This is a genomic window from Lysinibacillus sp. FSL R7-0073, assembly GCF_038009065.1.
Taxonomy (GTDB): domain Bacteria; phylum Bacillota; class Bacilli; order Bacillales_A; family Planococcaceae; genus Lysinibacillus; species Lysinibacillus fusiformis.
In genome coordinates this window covers 879,443-898,113 of record NZ_JBBPAS010000001.1, presented here as the reverse complement: position 1 = coordinate 898,113, position 18,671 = coordinate 879,443, and the positions used below count along the sequence as shown (strand labels likewise).

At 35.3% G+C, this 18,671-nt stretch carries 18 protein-coding genes; 6 read left to right on the top strand and 12 right to left on the bottom strand.

Annotated elements, in window-relative coordinates:
• Positions 1-8: 8 nt before the first annotated feature.
• Positions 9-902, bottom strand: a complete 894-nt coding sequence (locus MKY88_RS04215) for an NAD(P)-dependent oxidoreductase (RefSeq protein ID WP_340813043.1) — start codon at positions 900-902, stop codon at positions 9-11.
• A gap of 236 nt (positions 903-1,138) precedes the next feature.
• On the opposite strand from MKY88_RS04215, the gene MKY88_RS04210 reads away from it, so the two are divergent.
• On the top strand, positions 1,139-1,750 hold the full coding sequence (locus MKY88_RS04210; protein ID WP_258267859.1) for a TetR/AcrR family transcriptional regulator: 612 nt from the start codon (positions 1,139-1,141) through the stop codon (positions 1,748-1,750).
• Between the two features lie 44 nt (positions 1,751-1,794).
• Here MKY88_RS04210 and MKY88_RS04205 read toward each other — a convergent pair whose 3' ends face one another.
• The 6 genes from MKY88_RS04205 to MKY88_RS04180 form a co-directional block, all read right to left on the bottom strand.
• Positions 1,795-3,801, bottom strand: a complete 2,007-nt coding sequence (locus MKY88_RS04205) for a putative bifunctional diguanylate cyclase/phosphodiesterase (RefSeq protein ID WP_328205504.1) — start codon at positions 3,799-3,801, stop codon at positions 1,795-1,797.
• A gap of 30 nt (positions 3,802-3,831) precedes the next feature.
• On the bottom strand, positions 3,832-5,988 hold the full coding sequence (locus MKY88_RS04200) for an RNA degradosome polyphosphate kinase (protein ID WP_340813042.1): 2,157 nt from the start codon (positions 5,986-5,988) through the stop codon (positions 3,832-3,834).
• Entirely contained in the window at positions 5,978-7,531 is a 1,554-nt protein-coding gene (locus MKY88_RS04195; protein WP_340813041.1) for a Ppx/GppA family phosphatase, read from the bottom strand. The genes MKY88_RS04200 and MKY88_RS04195 overlap by 11 nt, the downstream gene beginning before the upstream one ends.
• Positions 7,532-7,693: 162 nt before the next feature.
• Positions 7,694-8,596, bottom strand: coding sequence for a chemotaxis protein (locus MKY88_RS04190; RefSeq protein WP_008174137.1), 903 nt, complete (start codon positions 8,594-8,596; stop codon positions 7,694-7,696).
• Between the two features lie 65 nt (positions 8,597-8,661).
• Entirely contained in the window at positions 8,662-9,984 is a 1,323-nt protein-coding gene (locus MKY88_RS04185) for an MFS transporter (protein ID WP_328205507.1), read from the bottom strand.
• A gap of 209 nt (positions 9,985-10,193) precedes the next feature.
• Entirely contained in the window at positions 10,194-10,514 is a 321-nt protein-coding gene (locus MKY88_RS04180; RefSeq protein ID WP_340813040.1) for a winged helix-turn-helix transcriptional regulator, read from the bottom strand.
• A 155-nt stretch (positions 10,515-10,669) separates the two neighbouring features.
• Here MKY88_RS04180 and MKY88_RS04175 point away from each other — a divergent pair, with 155 nt between their 5' ends.
• On the top strand, positions 10,670-11,062 hold the full coding sequence (locus MKY88_RS04175; RefSeq protein ID WP_069480189.1) for a DoxX family protein: 393 nt from the start codon (positions 10,670-10,672) through the stop codon (positions 11,060-11,062).
• Between the two features lie 67 nt (positions 11,063-11,129).
• Here the strand turns inward: MKY88_RS04175 and MKY88_RS04170 are convergent, their stop codons facing one another.
• From MKY88_RS04170 to MKY88_RS04160, 3 genes are all read right to left on the bottom strand, one after another.
• On the bottom strand, positions 11,130-11,996 hold the full coding sequence (locus MKY88_RS04170; protein WP_340813039.1) for an NAD(P)-dependent oxidoreductase: 867 nt from the start codon (positions 11,994-11,996) through the stop codon (positions 11,130-11,132).
• Positions 11,997-12,289: 293 nt separating this feature from the next.
• On the bottom strand, positions 12,290-12,466 hold the full coding sequence (locus MKY88_RS04165; protein WP_008174142.1) for an aspartyl-phosphate phosphatase Spo0E family protein: 177 nt from the start codon (positions 12,464-12,466) through the stop codon (positions 12,290-12,292).
• A 92-nt stretch (positions 12,467-12,558) separates the two neighbouring features.
• Positions 12,559-12,747, bottom strand: a complete 189-nt coding sequence (locus MKY88_RS04160) for a hypothetical protein (RefSeq protein ID WP_008174143.1) — start codon at positions 12,745-12,747, stop codon at positions 12,559-12,561.
• 123 nt (positions 12,748-12,870) lie between these two features.
• Here MKY88_RS04160 and MKY88_RS04155 point away from each other — a divergent pair, with 123 nt between their 5' ends.
• From MKY88_RS04155 to MKY88_RS04145, 3 genes are all read left to right on the top strand, one after another.
• Positions 12,871-13,059 carry a YkvS family protein gene (locus MKY88_RS04155; RefSeq protein WP_004224583.1) on the top strand — a complete coding sequence of 63 codons (189 nt, stop codon included), beginning with the start codon at positions 12,871-12,873 and terminating at the stop codon, positions 13,057-13,059.
• 79 nt (positions 13,060-13,138) lie between these two features.
• Positions 13,139-13,756 (top strand): CPBP family intramembrane glutamic endopeptidase, encoded by a 618-nt coding sequence (locus tag MKY88_RS04150; protein ID WP_069480187.1) that lies wholly within the window; start codon positions 13,139-13,141, stop codon positions 13,754-13,756.
• 61 nt (positions 13,757-13,817) lie between these two features.
• Positions 13,818-14,513: a hypothetical protein gene (locus MKY88_RS04145; protein ID WP_193831042.1), complete on the top strand. Its 696-nt coding sequence runs from the start codon at positions 13,818-13,820 to the stop codon at positions 14,511-14,513.
• Between the two features lie 113 nt (positions 14,514-14,626).
• On the opposite strand, the gene MKY88_RS04140 is transcribed toward MKY88_RS04145, so the two are convergent.
• Together MKY88_RS04140 and MKY88_RS04135 are read right to left on the bottom strand one after the other, a co-directional pair.
• Positions 14,627-15,073 carry a MarR family winged helix-turn-helix transcriptional regulator gene (locus MKY88_RS04140; RefSeq protein ID WP_008174146.1) on the bottom strand — a complete coding sequence of 149 codons (447 nt, stop codon included), beginning with the start codon at positions 15,071-15,073 and terminating at the stop codon, positions 14,627-14,629.
• A gap of 121 nt (positions 15,074-15,194) precedes the next feature.
• Complete coding sequence (locus MKY88_RS04135; protein ID WP_328205514.1) at positions 15,195-16,562, bottom strand: ATP-binding protein; 1,368 nt, start codon at positions 16,560-16,562, stop codon at positions 15,195-15,197.
• A gap of 310 nt (positions 16,563-16,872) precedes the next feature.
• Here MKY88_RS04135 and MKY88_RS04130 point away from each other — a divergent pair, with 310 nt between their 5' ends.
• Positions 16,873-18,612, top strand: coding sequence for a B12-binding domain-containing radical SAM protein (locus tag MKY88_RS04130; protein ID WP_193831040.1), 1,740 nt, complete (start codon positions 16,873-16,875; stop codon positions 18,610-18,612).
• Positions 18,613-18,671 lie beyond the last annotated feature (59 nt).

The following is an 18,671-nucleotide window of genomic DNA, read 5'->3' as shown; positions in this document are numbered from 1 at the left end:
TCCTCCTCTTATAATTGTTTTATTTTACATGTATCCTTTAAGCTTAAATAAGCTGCAGACATATCATTTTCACCATAGCCCTGCTGAGCAATCTCACTATAAAGTTCCACCAATTTTTCGCCAATTCGAAGAGATACACCAGCTTCATCCGCCATTTCTTTTGCTAATTTTAAATCTTTCAATAATAGATTGGTTGAAAAGCCTGGTGCATAATTATTATTTTTCATATATTCCATATAGTTACGCTCATAAATCCGACTTTGACCGTAGCTATTACTTAATACCTCATACAGCGTATCCGCATTTATCCCCATTTTTTCACCAAGTACAATCGTTTCAGCTACAGCCTCTGTGTAAAACCCGATCATTAGATTATTTAATAATTTAAGACGTGTACCTACACTTGAGGATAAACCTAGATGATAGATATTTTTTCCGACTATTCCGAATATTTTGCTTGCACTATCATAATCGCCCTTGTCTCCACCGACCATTATTGTTAGGCTAGCATTAACAGCTCCTATGACCCCTCCACTTACAGGTGCCCCTAAATATCGTAATCCCAACATATTTGCTTCTTTATGTATCGAATCATTTAAGTCAGGATTGATCGTGCTGAAATCAATAAGTAAGGCACCTTTCTTAGCATGATGTATTATGCCCTCTTCTGATAAATACACCATTTCTACAATTTGAGGTGTTGGTAAGCTAGTCATTACCACATCACATTGCTTTGCAACATCCTTTGCTGATTCAAGACCTATACCGCCAGCTTCTGTAAATAGCTCCACTGCCTTTGCATTTGTATCAAAGCCATACACCTCATAGTTTGCCTTTAATAAGTTAATAGACATTGGTAATCCCATATTTCCTAACCCGATAAATCCTAATTTTCTATTCATTTGAATATCCCCCAATCCTTGAAAATTCATCAATAGTGCTGGATGGTTACTAGCCAACTAGAGTTTTTTATCGTAACATTAATAACGAGATATCTTCACTGACCTCGGTCAGTGACTATGGTCAACTAAATCATAATCAAAATAAATCCATCTCGTCAATTAAAAATTTTATATTTTCAGAATTTTCACTCCAGAAAATATTTTACAATACTTAATATCGGAGGTAATTTACCACTATGGAATCTCTAACAAGCAGGCAAAAAAAGGCATTAGAAACTCGTGATAAATTATTAAAAACATCATTAGATCTTTTCAACAAATTCGGATTTGAACATGTTACTGTCGAACAAATTACAAAGGCTTGTCATGTCTCAAAGGGTACATTTTATACACATTTCCCATCCAAATATGATGTTATTTTAGAAAAATTTAAAGAACTGGATCATTTTTATAGCACTGTAGAAAAAAATATCGACCGTACATTACCAGCAAGTGAAAAAATTTTAATAGTGTATCAAGAACAAATGAAATACTTAACGAATGTTGTAGGAAAGGACCTGTTACGCACTGTGTATACTGCTGCAATGACAAATCAAGTAAAACAGGATCATTATTTAATTAATCCAGAACGCAAGATTTTTCAAATAATGAATACATATATTGAGGAAGGGCTACAACAAGGTGAACTAAGCCATGATCTATCAGCCAATGAAGTGCAAGCCATCATACAACGTTGTATGCGTGCCAATGTTTATGATTGGTTAATCCACGGTGAGGACTTTAACTTGGCCGCAGAGATGAATCAATTTACAGCTATTGTGTTAAACGGCCTCAAAAACGTCAAATAAAAAAAGTAGCACTCCATCCTATGATGATGAGTGCTGCTTTTTAACTAGCTGACGAAATATTTCTGTACAATTGTTTCAACTGGTAAAGGTTTATTATACAAATAACCTTGTCCCTTTTGACAACGATGGCGTTTAAGAAAATCGACTTGTGTGGGCTCTTCGATTCCTTCGGCAATTACCTCTAGCCCTAGGTTATGAGACATCGAAATGATGGCTTTAATGATGGCCTCATTTTTATCATCTTTAGCGATATCTCGAATAAATGATTGATCGATTTTTATAATATCGATTGGATAACGCTTTAGATAGCTTAATGAAGAATAGCCTGTTCCAAAGTCATCTACTGACACATAAACCCCTAATTGCTTCAGTTCCGTAAGAATCGAAAATGTCTCATGTACATTTGTCATAGAGCTTTCTGTAATCTCTACCTCCAGAAGTTCTGGAGGCACCTCATATTTCTTTAATGCTGCCTTTATTTTTCGCGCGAAATTTTCTTTTCTAAACTGTTTTGGTGATATATTGACAGCTACGCGTACAGGACGATAACCTTTCGATTGCCATTCTTTTTGATGACGACAAACCTCGTCAATAATCCAATCACCAATTTCAATAATTAATCCTGAAGCCTCCGCAATAGGTATAAATTGTGCAGGTGACACAAAACCAAATTTACGGTTATTCCATCGCAATAAAGCTTCAAAGCTATTGATGCTATTATTTGTTAAGTCCATCTGTGGCTGGAGATGCAGACTAAGTTCATTAAATTCAATAGCACGTCGTAAATGAGCCTCCATTAAAGCTTCATTTGGGAAAATTGCCGTCATATCTTCACGATAATAACGATAGTGAGATCGTCCATGCTCTTTAACAGAAAATAATGCTTTATCGGCTTTCCTTACAAGTGTCTCTAAATCCTTGCCATCTGCTGGACTTAGGGAGATACCGATTGAAACGCTAATAAAGTATTCCTGCCCGTCTATCATAAATGGTTGTTTTAAAACATCCAAAATGGCATTAGCAGTATGTTCAATTTTTTGAATAGTCGCATCTTTTAGCACAAAGATAAACTCATCACTGTTATAGCGAAAAAGTGTACATTTTGAATAGCACAGTTCATTAAGTCTTTGACTAAACATACGCATAAGCTCATCTCCCTTACTTTCACCTAGGGATTCATTAAATTTTTTAAAACGATCAATATCCACTAAAATAAGGGCTGCTTGCTTATGCTCTTGTTTTTTGTCGTTTAGATGATGTAGCCAATGTTCCTTGAATGCCTTACGATTCCAAATGCCTGTTAATTCATCCATTAGCGCTAAGTAATAAAATGCCTCATGATCATTCATAAATGAATTTGCATCTTTTACAAATAAATGGACACCTATAACCTCACCATTATAATAGGTTGGGTGCGTTCTTAAGTAAAAAGTCTCTTTACTTAGCAATTGGTCCTTAAATAAGCATTTTGGCATACCAAAAGCTGAACCTTCAATTGTTTTGGCAAATAATAATTTAAATTCTTTTATATATTTACTTTCCAATAATGAAAAAATATCTCGTCCTATTAGGCACTGCTGCTCTCTAGAGAGTGCTGACGTAACAGCCATGTTTTGATGAATAATTCGGCCTTGTAAATCGACCGTTAGTACAGGACTTACATGTTGTTCCACGTATTGTAAATAAGGTTTTTTTTCTAACTGTGTTTCTCTCAAAATAACCGCAACCATGGATTTAGAAAAGTGTTGTACATGAATAGCAAATGCTCGTTCATAATAACCGGTACCTAATTTCAGGACATGCTGTGTATGGTCTTCTTCGTTTAGAAAATTCGACAACTGCAGCCAGCATTGCTTGGTAAAAAAACGTTCAGCGTTCGTCGCTGCTTTATCTTGCAGCTCCATAAATGATAATAGCTTATCATTAAAATCAACGACTTCGAACACCTTTTTATCAACTTTTATCAAACAAACGACTGCATCAAACGGATTCATTTGAATGAGTTGTTGATAATCTGCAAATGGCGCTACACTCTCTCTATAATTTTTCATTCTATCCCTCACTAAGTATCGTGTTTGCTTTTATTCTTCGTCTAGCGTAGGCTTTAATGCATCTTGTAAGAAAATCTCCTGGCTATTCAATGGATCTTCACTACGATCAAAATCTTTATAATGATACTTACCATTGGAATCTTGAATACGAGCCTTAGCAGTATCCATTAATTGTGTATTCATTATGTCAATAATACGAGTTTTTGCTTCATTTGCATATACAGGGAATAAAATTTCTACACGTTTAATCATATTGCGTGTCATCATGTCAGCTGAAGATAAATATACTCTATTCTCCCCATTATGGTGGAACCAATAAATTCGGGAGTGTTCAAGGAAACGACCTACAATACTTGTTACTGTAATGTTTTCACTAATGCCAGGGATACCAGGTCTAATACAGCAAATACCACGTATTATAAGCTCTACCTTTACCCCAGCAATCGAAGCCTCATATAACTTCATCATAAGATCCTTGTCTGTCAATGAATTCATTTTAGCTCGAATAAAACCATTCCCGTATTTTTTATGACAAGCAATTTCTTCATCCATTAATCGAATAAATTCATCTCGAATATCAAAAGGTGCTACGACTAAGTGATTAAATGTAGGTTTTTCTGTATAGCCACTTAAATAGTTAAAGAAGTTTGTCGCATCAATGCCAAATTCTTTATCTGTCGTTATTATGCCCATATCCGTGTAAATTTTTGCAGTGGCATCATTATAATTTCCTGTGCCAAGATGAACAAAGCGTTCAATTTTGCCATTTCGACGACTAACGACTAATGTGATTTTGGAGTGTGTTTTTAAATTGTTCATCCCATAAATAACAAGACATCCTGCTTGTTCTAGCTGTTTTGCCCAATGCACATTATTTTCTTCATCGAATCTGGCCTTTAGTTCAACTAAAACTGTTACTTGTTTACCATTTTCTGCGGCCAGCTTCAGTGCTTGAATAATCGGTGAATTACCACTTACTCGATATAATGTTTGTTTGATTGCTAAAACATTCGGATTTGTGGCTGCCTCCGAGATAAAATCAACGATTGGCGCAAATGATTCATATGGGTGATGGAAAAAGATATCTTGTGTTAATGCTTTTTCAAAAATATTTTCATCGGATTGTAAATCTAAAGGTGGCTGTGGAATAAAGCTTTCATATTCCAAATGTTCACGACCAACAGCTATACCTTTAACAAAAGAGAACATAAAGGTTAAATCTAAAGGTCCATCAATATGGAAAACATCATTTTCTTCAATTTCAAATTCATCTAATAAGTAGAGAAGCACTTCTTCATTCATTTCACCAACTCGAACTTCTAGACGGCTTCCTACTCCCCATTTACGTTTCTTCAACTCTTTTTCAATTTCAACGAGAAGATCCCTTGCGCCCTCTTCATGGATCGTTAAATCTGCATTCCTTGTTAAACGGAAGGCTTGCGCTGATTTTACACTATAGCCATAAAATAATTTTTCAATATGCGCTACAATGACATCCTCCAATAATACAACGACCGTTTTACCTTCTTCAGAAGGCACTTTGATATAACGATCTAAAACAGATGGCACCTGAACGATTGCGACTTTTTCACGACTTTCAAGATCCGATTCATCCTGCTCTAAAAGGACTAGTAAATTGAGTGTTTTCCCAAGCAATGTAGGGAATGGTCGATAAGCATCTACTGCTACAGGTGTTAGAACTGGGAATATAGTTTCTGCAAACATTTCATTAATAAAAGCTTTTTGTGTGCTATTTAAATCTTTCATGTCTGCAATATGTACATTATGCTGTGGTAATAAATCATAGATTAAATGGCGGTATACTTCAGTTTGTCGACGCACTAAAGCCTGTGTACGTTCTGCAATTTTAGCTAATTGTTCCTTTGGTGTTAACCCAGATTTATTCTCAGCTTTATGGAACCCTGCTCGAACTTGATCTTGTAAGCCAGCGACACGTACCATAAAAAACTCATCGAGATTTGAGCTAAATATAGCTAAAAATTTCAAACGCTCGAGCAGAGGATTATTCACATCCTCCGCTTCCTCTAATACACGCTCATTAAAAGCAAGCCAACTTAACTCTCGATTATTATAGTACTGAGGCTTCGCAATCTCCTCTAATAATCGACTATGATTTTTTAAAAACTCTTCCTCATTTAGCTCGTTATTTGTTATTTCAGTTGTCATCCGTATTCCATCCTTCTTCAATAAAATTGATTGTCATTGGGATTTTTAATGCTCGCTCTAAATGTTTTTTATGTCGATTAGCTTGATACTTTTCAGCTGCTGCATTGTTCTTTACATAAATATTGAGCTGTACATAATCTTCCTCTGGATGCATCTCAATTGCATGTACAACATTTCGCTTTGAGACATTTAAAGCATAGACAAATTTTAATAACGCTCCAAAATCTCGTATTTTTCGATACTCCTCACGATTCATCCAAGTGGAGAACGGGGCAGCAAATCGTTCAAAATAATCTTTGTTTTTATAAGAGGCTAGAAGGGCTAGTTTGACTCTTTCTAGGTGATTTAGACCATCAATAGATTGATTTGCAATCAAATAAAAGGTGTGTTGGCTTGCAGAGCTTAATTCGATATATTCACCGATATTAAAAACCTTTGCTGCTTTTCTTATTAACTGCAAATCTTCTGCATTATATGGTAAATAGCCTAAATGACAACATTCGCGATACAATTGATCAGCTAAATGCATCAAATAATCAACCTCTTTTTCAGTGCGACCATACTGTCTTGCAAGCCTTCTGGCATTTCCTTCAAACACATTATATTTATCAAAGGCATTGCTATCTGTTTGCAAGATCTTTTTAATAATCAGTCCCTCTCGTAATCCCTTCTTCGTAAGCTGAAATGACTTGCTCCCTACAGTCTCCATTAACACTTTAAATACTTCTAAGGCAGGTAAAATAATATCAGCACGGTCTGATGACAGGCCATCCAGCTGCTTCAATTCTTGGAAGCTTAATTGACCTAAAAATAAGCTTAATTCATCTAAATCTTCTTTTATCATTTCGTATCCATGGACACTGGCAATAGGATAATCATGTTTTTGTTGATGAATTTGTGCAATATTACGTGCACTCCCCCCAATTGCAATAATTGGTAAACTACTATTTTGAATCCATGATAATGTTTGAAATTGCTCTTTTATAAAAGCAATAAGCTCCTTCTTTTCACCGCTATTAATGAGGTCCCCCTTCACAAAACGTTGCTTTAAAGAAACTGTCCCGAATGGAAAACTATGTGATTGCTGAATTTCTTTATTTTTAAATAGCGTAATTTCGGTACTACCACCACCAATATCAATCGTAACTCCCGATTTTGTTCCACTGGAATAAGCAACAGCTACAAAGCCAAAATAAGCTTCTTCTTCTTCTGATAAAAGCTCAATTTGGATGCCCGTTCGTGCTTTCATTTCTGCAATTATTTGGTCGCGGTTAGTAGCCTGGCGGATAGCAGCAGTTGCCGCAGCTTTCACATCTGTCACTTCAAAATCTTCTAACATCGCTTTAAATGTTTGTAATGTCTCGGCTAACACATGGATACCTTCTTCAGACATCTCACCAGAGGGTTGTATATATGTACGTAAACGTGCTACCGTTTTAATATTTCCTAGCTCATGTAGCCCCTCTTCATTGTTGTACTGATATAACACTAAGCGAATAGTATTGGAGCCGATATCAATAATAGCTGTTTTAAGTTCATTCAAATAATCACATCCCTCAAGCATCTTCAGTTTATTTTGTTCACAATATGTAGACCTATACAAAAAAGTCGGATGCCTTTAAAGGCATCCGACTTTACTTTCATTTATTTATACTTTCAGGATACCCATTATTAAAATTGTGAAGTATCATGTAAGGCACAATTATTACAGAATTAATTGGTCTACGCGTAGGATGAGCTCTGCAATTTCTGGCTTACTAATTTGATCTTCTGCTCCTACCTGATCACCTTTATGACGAAGGTCATCTGTAATTAGACTTGAGAATATGATAACTGGAAGTTTTTGAAGATCAGGATGCTCTTTGATTTTTCTTGTCAAATGATGCCCATCCATTTGTGGCATTTCAATATCTGTTACGACTAATTGAATATGTTCTGCGATATCACTACCGCTCTTCGCAATTCCTTCTAAGTATTCATAAGCATCTCGGCCATTTTCAAAGAACTCTACATTGTCATAGCCCGCTTCATTCATCGTATCAAATAATAACTTCCGTAATAGTGGTGAATCCTCTGCAATTAAAATACGTTTTCCAGTACGTTCACGTTTGCCCAGCTTTTTAACAGATTCCACACTTATGCCCGATTCTGGATTAATATCCACCATAATTCTTTCGAAATCGAGTAGTAGAATCATTTGCTCGTTTTGTTTAATAACACCTATAACTTGTGATGTTCCGCCCTGATACATATCTGAAGGCTTCTCAATTTGATTCCACGATATACGGTGAATTTGTGTCACGTTATCCACATGGAACACAACACGTTGCTTATTAAATTCAGCAACAATATATTTTTGTTGCGGGTTACGCTCAGTACTCTGAATTCCTAGTACCCGTAGCATATCCACAACTGGTAATACTTCACCTCGTAATTGAATGATTCCTTCTACATGCGGGTGCGCGTGTGGAATAAATGTTACTGGAATCGGTTGAATGATTTCTTTTACTTTAATTACATTGATACCAAACTTATTGTTAGCCACTTCAAATTCAACGATTTCTAGCTCATTTGTGCCACTTTCTAATAATATTCCTTTATGTTCCAATGCAACCCCGCTCCTTTCTCTACTTCAATTTATAATTCAATTGTATCATAGGCAATACATTTCTCCTACTTGCTATTTCCATTTTTATCATTAACTTTTAGATGTACCAATAGGCCGATGACTGTCATTACGATTAGCGTCGATAGTGCGACACGGCTAGCTAATGTACCGTAATCCTTCATCCATAATGTAACTGTTCCATATACGGCTGGCCCAATAATGGATGATACTTTCCCAGAGAAAGCAAACAAGCCAAAGAACTGCCCACGTTTCTCATTTGGTGACAATTCAATTATATAGGTCCTAGACGTTACCCACATAGAGCCAAGTGATATACCAAAAAGACTACCTGCAAGCCAAAACATCCATTGTGCTGTGGCAAATACAGCAAACACTAAAGCGACAATCATAATTAGGGCTACCATAGTAATAGCACGTTTAGCTCCTACTGATTTTGTAATATAACCAAATGCCAAAGACCCAATTATCGTGGATACAGTAGAGACTAAATAAAGAATGATAAATTGACCCGAACTAAAACCGACAATAGCCGTCGCGTAAACTGCCATCATTGCAATCGTAGTAGCGATAGCATCATTCAAAAAGAAATAAGCAATCATAAAAGTAAAAATCGCCTTATATTGCTTCATATCCTTAAAGGTTTGAATAATTTCTTTATAGCCATCTAAAAATTTTAAAGACTTCCTCTGTGCTTTTGGGATCGGAGTATCTTTATTGATCAAAAATAAAGGCAGTGAAAATAATAAATACAAAATGGCCGTAGGAATAAATGCGCGATGAAAACCACTGTTGCCAACATACAAATAAACGAGAAGACCAAAAAGTGTACCCAAATACCCGATTGCAACGCCATAGCCAGATATAAGTGGCATTTCTTCTTTCGTTCCTAAATCTCCCATCATGGAATCATAGAATACTAGACTCGAATTAAAGAAGAACTTTGCAATGACAAAACTTGCCACGACTAAAAATAAACTAAGGGGTACGCCTGAGTAATGAATGGTTGTCTGTAGATCCGCAAATATCCCCATCATAAAAGTAAAAAGAATGGAAATAGAAGCAAACCAGACAATAAATCTCTTTTTATAGCCAGTATTATCAATCCACACTCCGAAAAGTGGAGAAAATACTACAAGTAATAAGCTAGCAATGGCATTCGCATACGAAATAAATGTACTAGCTACTTGTTGCATGACTTCATTTGTTCCTAATACCTCATCCATATAAAACGGGAAAAAAATCGTATTAATATTTGAAGAAAAAATTGTATTAGCAAAATCATAGAAAGCCCATGAAAGTATAGGCAATGATAAGTAAATCGCTAACTGACTTCGATGCTGGACATCTATTGCTGAACTCTTTTTCATAAAACCCTCCCTTACATTCTCTATAATAATCAATTAATTTCTTCCCGTTATAAAAAATTCCTTTTTTTAAAGAAAATTAATATTATTTACAATATAACAGTAAATTCATTGAAACATAACTGCTAATAGTTCGATAAATACAGCCTTTCTCAAACTTTTTCTATGTAAAAAAAAGATATTCAAGCCCCCTCGCTTGAATATCTTTTTTATTATTCTTCGATTATTGCTACCCATTCAGAAGACCATTGTTCGATTGCTTTTAGCACCGGTGCAAGTGCGTATCCCTTTTCCGTAAGTTCATACTCAATGATGACTGGAGTAGAAGGAATGACAGTGCGTATTACAATTTCCTCAATCTCTAGCTCCTTTAATCGCTCAGTTAATACGCGGCTGCTTATATTTAACTGATTTTTAATGACTGAATACCGCTGAGGGCCATCTAATAATTGGAAAATAAGTAAAGTATTCCAGCGATGATTTAATACTTTTAGTGCCTTTTCAAATCGAGGACAAATTTTTTTTTGATCCACGTTACAAGCCTCCATTGTTAGTAGTTCATATACAACAGTATAACACTTCTTCCAACATTCAGTTCTTAAAACACATTTAGTTACTTGACAAAAGTTGTTTTTAAAAATAAACTAAGTTACGAATTGTAAGTTAAATGAAAAGGAGATATTTTATAATGCAAAACATTGGTTCAACTATTTTACGTGTCGTTCTCGGTACTATTTTTGCCGTGCATGGTTTTCAAAAGTTTCAAGGAGGAATTAGCTACACGGCAGACTTCTTTGAAAGTTTAGGTATACCAGGATTTATGGCGTATATCGTTGCAATTATTGAATTAGTGGGAGGTATTGCCCTTATTTTAGGTTTAGCAACAAGAATTTTTGGCGCATTACTAACAATGACTATGATTGTGGCCATTTTTACAGCTAAGCTAAGCATTGGCTTTATTGGGGCTGATGGTTTAGCCGGATACGAATTAGATTTAGCCTTGGGTGCAATTGCTCTTTACTTCACGCTAGCCGGTGCTTCTAGCTTTTCACTAGACGCCCAACTTTTTGGGAAAGAGTAACAAAAAACCTGAAGTCTCTCCAAAATGAAGAAACTTCAGGTTCTTTTTTATCCATATAAGATTTTTATTATTTGTAACGCTGAAGAAGAGCCTGTGTCCCATTATCACCATAGCCCTCTTCGATCAATTTTTCATACATTTCATAGGCTAACGCCAATCCTGGCAAAGTAATTCCCATTTTCTCGGATTCATCCAAAGCTATTTTCATATCCTTCACAAAATGTTTGATATAAAAACCTGGTGCAAAGTCTTCTTTGATCATGCGTGGTGCCAAATTACTTAGAGACCAAGAACCTGCCGCACCTGATGCAATGGACTGCAATACGGTTGGTAAATCTAGCCCTGCATTGAGTCCGTAAGCAAGTGATTCGCATACGCCAATCATCCCTGAAGCTATGGCAATTTGATTGCACATCTTTGCATGCTGACCAGCCCCTGCCTTACCTTGATAAACAATATTTTCTCCAAAATGCTTCATCAGCGGTAAAACATTATCGTAAGTTGTTAAATCGCCACCGATCATAATAGACAATGTACCATTTTGTGCACCGATATCACCACCTGAAACAGGTGCATCTAAAGACTTTACACCAATAGTTTGTGCATGCTCATATATTTTCTTGGCTAAAGATGGCTCTGAAGTCGTCATATCAATGACAAGGTTGCCGGGTTCAGCTGTTTTGAAAAGACCATTTTCTCCAAAATAAACCTCTTCAACATCTGAGGGGTAGCCAACCATTGTAAATGCAATGTCTTGATGTTTAAATGCTTCTGCTGGCGAACTAGCCCATGATGCTCCTAAAGCTACTAGTGGCTCTGCTTTTTCTTTAGTACGAGTATACACCGTTACCTCATGGTCATTTTTCAATAAGTGTTTAATAATACTTGTCCCCATTACGCCAGTTCCGATAAATGCAATACGTTGCTTTTTCATATGTACATACTCCTTTGTCATATAGTTAGGCTTCTTTCGCCTAAGTGACTTGATGTTTTCAGTTTAGGCGAATAAATAAAATAATTCAAACTCTTCCTATAACTTGTACTAATATATAGATAACTTGCATATATACCGAATAAGCAAAAAAAGAGAGCAAGTGATTGGGGGATCACTGCTCTAAAGGGGGAAATGAGAATGTTGCTGTGTTCATAGTAAGTTATTCCCCATTAAAATGCATTTTAAACATCTATTTTTAAAATGTTATTACTCTGAATACTGGAACAATCTTTTTATTCGTCTTGGTCTTTTTCTTCATCAAATGCTGTCTGTCTATAATAGGTATTCATTAACTGGTCTAATCTGCGACTCAGTTGAATGGTTTTTGCATTTTGTAACCCGTTTTCAACACCAGAGCGAATCATCAACTCACGAGTTTGTTCCATTTGTTTCAAGAGTAGATTGACCATTCATACAACCCTCCACACACAAATAATCATACCATTATTATACATTTATATTTCATTTCTTACAGCATTAACTTACGACAATGTTCGACAAATTAACTCCTAGGTATTTCGTTATAAGTATAGATAATTCGTCCATTTTGCTTGGCCTCACCTCTGAAATGTTTAAATAAAGGATGCCCTACAAGAATTTCTCGAAATTCGTAAAAATCTTCCTTTTGAATTTCAATACTTCCTATTTCCCCATTTTGTAATTGTTTAAGCATATTTTCGTATTTTTCCATTAGTTTTATTCCTTTCTTTTCTTCTTTTGTGTAATAAATTATGAATTATTTAAAAAAAGCTTTACGTTTACCATTTTTTCGTGCAAACTGTATATTATTAGTCGATGAAGGAGCTGACTGTCTGTGAAAATAGCTGAAGTTGGAAATATTATCGAGTTTAAAAATGGTCTCCAAGGTATTGTCGAAAAGGTAAATGAAAATTCGGTGATTGTGAACTTAACATATATGGAGAATTTTGATTCCCTTGAAATTGAAGAGAAAACGGTCGTCAATCATAAACGTTACAAAATTTTATATACGAATGAAGCTTAATAGTCTGAATAGTCCCTATTTGTCTTTATAGATGATATGGGGCTTTTTTTTTGATAAAATTAAAGCATGGAGGTCGTATATGCTAACAAATTCAAAACAAACAATACTATTACTCCTTTCTCTATTATTCGTTTATGGCATGCTTGCCTTTACCTTTGCTAACCAAGCAGTATTTTGGTACATGTATGCATTTACTTTACTAGTATGTATTGCCATCGCCATATTAGCTGGTTCTATTGAAGATCAATTACCCACATGGCAATTTTTACTCTTTGGGATTGGATACGGTACCATCACTTATGGTATTATTCGCTTCGGTTATTGGCTTGCTCCATTTATTAATAATAACTTAGTACAATCTGTTCATAAATTTTTAACAAATTATGGACCACAAAATATTTGGCACTATGCATTACTTGTTTTTATTGTTGCCATCGGCGAAGAATTATTTTGGCGTGGTTATGTTCAGCAACAATTAAAACGCTTTATGCGCCCAACTTTGGCTATCCTAGTGACGGCCGTTTTATGTGCAATCTCCATTGCCCTAAGTGGTTTTATTTTAGGCGTGGTTGCTGCACTTGTGACAAGTATTATTTGGGGCTTCTTGTATGAATGGCGGAAAAGTATGCCACTTGTTATTGTAGCTCATGTAGTTTTTGTACTATTATTATTTTTAGTGTTACCTTTAACATCATAACATTATTATTTGGAAACATTTTAGCTTTACTAACGTTTAATTTAGAAAAGGAGGGTTTTTTATGCAAAAAAAATTATTTTCAATTCTTGCATTATTATTAACAGCAGTACTAGTTGTAGGTTGTAATACCTCTGAAAAAACAGAGGATTCAGATGCTCAGCAAAATGAGCCGTCCAATACTGCTGCCGATCAAAAACCATCTGGCGATGAAACAGCAGGTGAAGCACAAGAGGAAGAAAGTACAGATACACCTGCATCAAATGAAACAAATACTGAGGATGCTTCTAAACAGCCACAGCATGATGTGACTTACAAACAAAATGGTGTAGATAAAACAGAAAAGGCAACTGAATCTAAAAGTGTTGACCAAAGCTATAAACTACAACAACTTCCAGGATTCACATTAACGCAAGAAGAGCCAGGTAAGGATATGCTAGTATCTAATGATGATGACGAAGTGTTTATGCGTATTGAAACAATTGAGACATCACAATCAAGCTTTACTGAAGTAAAAACAGCTATGCAAGATTATATGAATGCTGTAGGTGATACAGTAGCTTTAACTACTGATGAATTAGCTGTATTCAAGGATGTACAAAATATTGAAGGTTATGTTGTAGACTTTGACACAGAGAAAGTAATTGGGGTTGTTTTTGAAAATGATGGTCTCATTACAAAATTAACTATTCACGATAATGATAAGCAAGATTTAACGAATGCTATGATGAACATGGCAGCAACTATTTCTAAAAAATAATAATTCGTAATAAAAAAAGGACGATAGACAAGGCATTGTCTATCGTCCTTTTTATGTATGTTTGAGATCCTTTTACACTAAAAAAGTTGTCTCAAATGAATGAGACAACTTTTTTAATAAGATAAATCTTTAATAGAAAGGCCCATTTTCTTTAATAACGTAATAGCTTGCTCTTTTTCTTCTGAAGATAATACGCTCATTATTTCATGCAAATGCTGCTCGTGTTTTGGGAATAGTTCTCCCATAAATGCTTCGCCTTCATCCGTGATTTCTGCATATGTCACACGACGATCTGAAGGACAGGATACACGCAATAAATAGCCTCTTTTTTCAAGCTTATCAATGACATACGTAATAGACCCACTGGCAAGTAAAATTTTATTGCCAATTTGCTGTAATGGCTGTCTACCTTTATGATAAAGAAGCTCGAGAACAGCAAATTCAGTTGGGTTTAAACCATTATCCTGAAATAATTGATGTGTTGTCTCATTGATAGCTTTAAGTGCCCGTGACAATACAATATATAATTTTAAAGATTGTTTTAAGTCTTCTGACGTCATATTCTTTTCCTCTCACTTCGCTCTTTATACTTGACATTATAGCGATATTAGAAAAGCATTGTCAAAAGCATTATCTGATTTAGAAGGTTATATTGTTGTTATCCAATCACTTTTACTCTCTTTATGTTACCAAATAGGCAGAATCTTTTGTGGATACTTCCATTGTATCCACTTGGTTAAATGTATAGATTGGGAACTGCAGATGGAAGCATGTCCCCTTCTGTAATTCACTATTAACACCTATAACTCCATCGTGCTCTTCTATAACTTTTTTCACGAAAGCAAGGCCCAGTCCTGTCCCTGTTGATTTTGTCGTGTAAAAAGGCTGGAATAGGTTTTGAAGGGTTGTGCTATCCATTCCAACGCCTTCGTCTTTAATTGTAAGTTCAACAATCGCGCAGTCATTTGTTGTCATTTCTACAGTAATCGTACCACCATTATTCATGGATTCCATCGCGTTTTTGATGAGATTCATTAACACTTGCTTTAATCGATTTTCATTTCCACCAATATAAACTTGATTTGGAATTGAAATGTACTGAATCATAATATTTTTCATGAGTGCATCTGGTAACATGAACTCAATAACTTGTTTCACAATATGATCTAGTTCCAATAACTCTACTTTCATAGTTGATGGCTTGGACAAAACTAAAAGCTCTGATAAAATTTGTTCCATTCGTTGAAGTTCGCTATCAATGACAGAGAGATACATGCGTGATTCATCGTCAGCATTTATCTTTAATAAATCAGTAAAACCCTTTAAAGAAGTTAATGGATTACGAATTTCATGCGCAATACTCGCTGCCATTTGTCCAACAACATTTAAAGCCTGTTGATGCTCAACTTTATGTTGAAGTTGCTTCTTCTCTGTTTCATCATTAATAACTGTGACAATAATATTATTGTATTCATCAAAGATACTGGAAATTTCATAGTAGCAAGTTCTACTTACTTGTGTTTCATCGACAACGTGAAGACATGCATGTTTTTCACCCATTAATTTAGAAAGGTAGGATGTAATTTGCCCTTTTTTCAATGTAAATAGATCAAATATATGCTGATGAGCTTTATGGAGTAGCTGCGAGCTTTCTACTTTGAGAAACATTTCTGCATACTTATTAAGCCCAAGAATTATACCGCTAGCGTCACTTACTATAACAGCATACGGTAAGTAATCATACGCATTAAAAGATTGGGATCTTTCATGCTCCTGACTAACGTATAATTTATGGGTAACATCATCATGTAATGTGGAAATTTGCGCAACAATTTCTTCAGCATTTGGGTCGTAGAAACATTTAAAAGATAACATTTCATACTCATTTCCTATTGTGCGAATGTTAAAAATTTCTTCCGATCGTAAATCCTTTTGTAATTGTTGGACGAACTTCGCCCATTTAAATTTAGAAGGCTCGTCCATAGCCAAATTGCCAATATACGTTAAATTAAGATTAAATAGTTGGATAGCAGCCTCATTGACGTTCAAAATTTTCCCTGCTTTATTGAGTATAAGTGTTGGTGACGAAGTACTTTTCATAAGATTTCCAAAACATTGATTAATATCATTTTGCTTCAACTTTCTCACCGAACCTTTCAAAAGAGTAAAAAACCTCTAAATCGAATTTTGAGCCTTTACTATACATTATGACAGCACGATTCTATTATTACAAAATTTAGTAAATTTAAGTATTTTAAATTATTTCACGAACTGTTCACAAAATAAATAGGTAAAAAGAATTATATTGTATGTCAAATACTTGACTGATACAATTAGATATTGAAAGGAAGATTATTGTATGAATACTATTTTAACTACTTTAAATGCAAAGTATATACACACAAACCTAGCATTGCGCTATTTAAAAGGTGCCGCTGCACCCGAATTCAATCCAATTATAGCAGAATATACAATTAAAGACCCTGCTTTTAATATTGTATCAGATTTGTTCCAAAAAAAACCTGATATAGTTGGATTTAGCTGTTATATTTGGAATATTGAAGAAACAATTCATGTTATTAAAATGTTAAAAACGGTCTGTCCAGATGTTAAAATTTTGCTTGGAGGACCTGAGGTTTCTTATGATTCTCACCATTGGCTACGCCGTATACCCGAAGTAGATTTCATAGTGATGGGTGAAGGAGAAACTTCTTTTAAGCAATTGTTACGTTATTTACACGGTGAAATATTACTGGAGGATGTCCCTGGAATTTGCTATTTGGAGGATGGAAAAGTTAAGATTCACGCTCAACCACCTAAGATAGATTTGCGCGAATTAGCGAGTCCGTTTCGCTTCGAAGAGGATCTTCCCCACCTTGGCAAACGTATTCAGTACATTGAAACAAGTAGAGGCTGTCCGTTTAGCTGCCAATTCTGTTTATCTTCTATAGAGGTTGGTGTTCGATACTTTAACCGCGAAAAAATTAAAGAAGATATTCGTTTCTTAATGGATAATGGCGCTAGAACTATAAAATTTGTGGATCGAACGTTTAATATAAGCCGTAGCTACGCTATGGAAATGTTCCAGTTTTTAATTGATGAACATAAACCAGGTGTTGTATTCCAGTTTGAGATTACTGCCGATATTATGCGTCCGGAAGTTATCCAATTTTTAAATGACCATGCACCGAGAGGTTTGTTCCGCTTCGAAATTGGTGTTCAGTCCACTAACGATTTAACCAATACACTTGTACAGCGTCGCCAAAACTTTGAAAAACTAAAACGAACAGTGACAATGGTTAAAGATGGTGGAAAAATCGATCAACATTTAGACTTGATAGCAGGTTTACCTGAAGAGGATTACGCAAGCTTCCGTCAAACCTTTAATGATGTTTTTGCCATGCGACCAGAAGAACTTCAACTTGGCTTTTTAAAGCTTTTACGTGGTACAGGGCTTCGAGTGGAGGCTGAGAAGTTTGGTTATACTTACGTCGATTTAGCGCCTTATGAAATCTTTTCTAATAATGTCCTTACATTTGATGATATTGTTCGCATTAAACATGCAGAGGATGTTCTAGAGAAATACTGGAATGATCATCGTATGGATCATACAATCGAATATTTAGTAACCGAGGTCTTCGATACACCATTTGACTTTTTCCAAAGCTTTGGTACGTATTGGGAAACTAAGGGATGGTCCCGTATTGGCCATCAATTAGAAGATTTATTCCGCCGTTTACTAATGTTCTTAGAAACTGTGGAAGGCGCGAATTTAAACATTATTCAGAGCTTAATGCAACTAGATTATCTAACGGTTCAGCAATTCCAGCCACGTAAACTATGGTGGAAGGAACGTCCAACAGTAGAGCAACAAAAAATAATCTACCAGACATTACGTGAAAATCCGGCTATCGCTGGTGAGGCATTTGCAGACTTCAAACTTACTGAGAAAGAGCTGTTTAAGCATACTTTGGTAATCCCACATGCTCTCAATTATGATGATTTCCTGAATGGCAAAATTGTACAAAAAGATGGCTATCTTTTAACTTATTTCCGTCATGGTCAAGCTCCTTACTTTGCAACAATCCCCACACTTTAATAAGAAACGCTAGTCCTGTAAAGAACGATCAGGACTAGCTTTTTTTAATGTCTTAAACA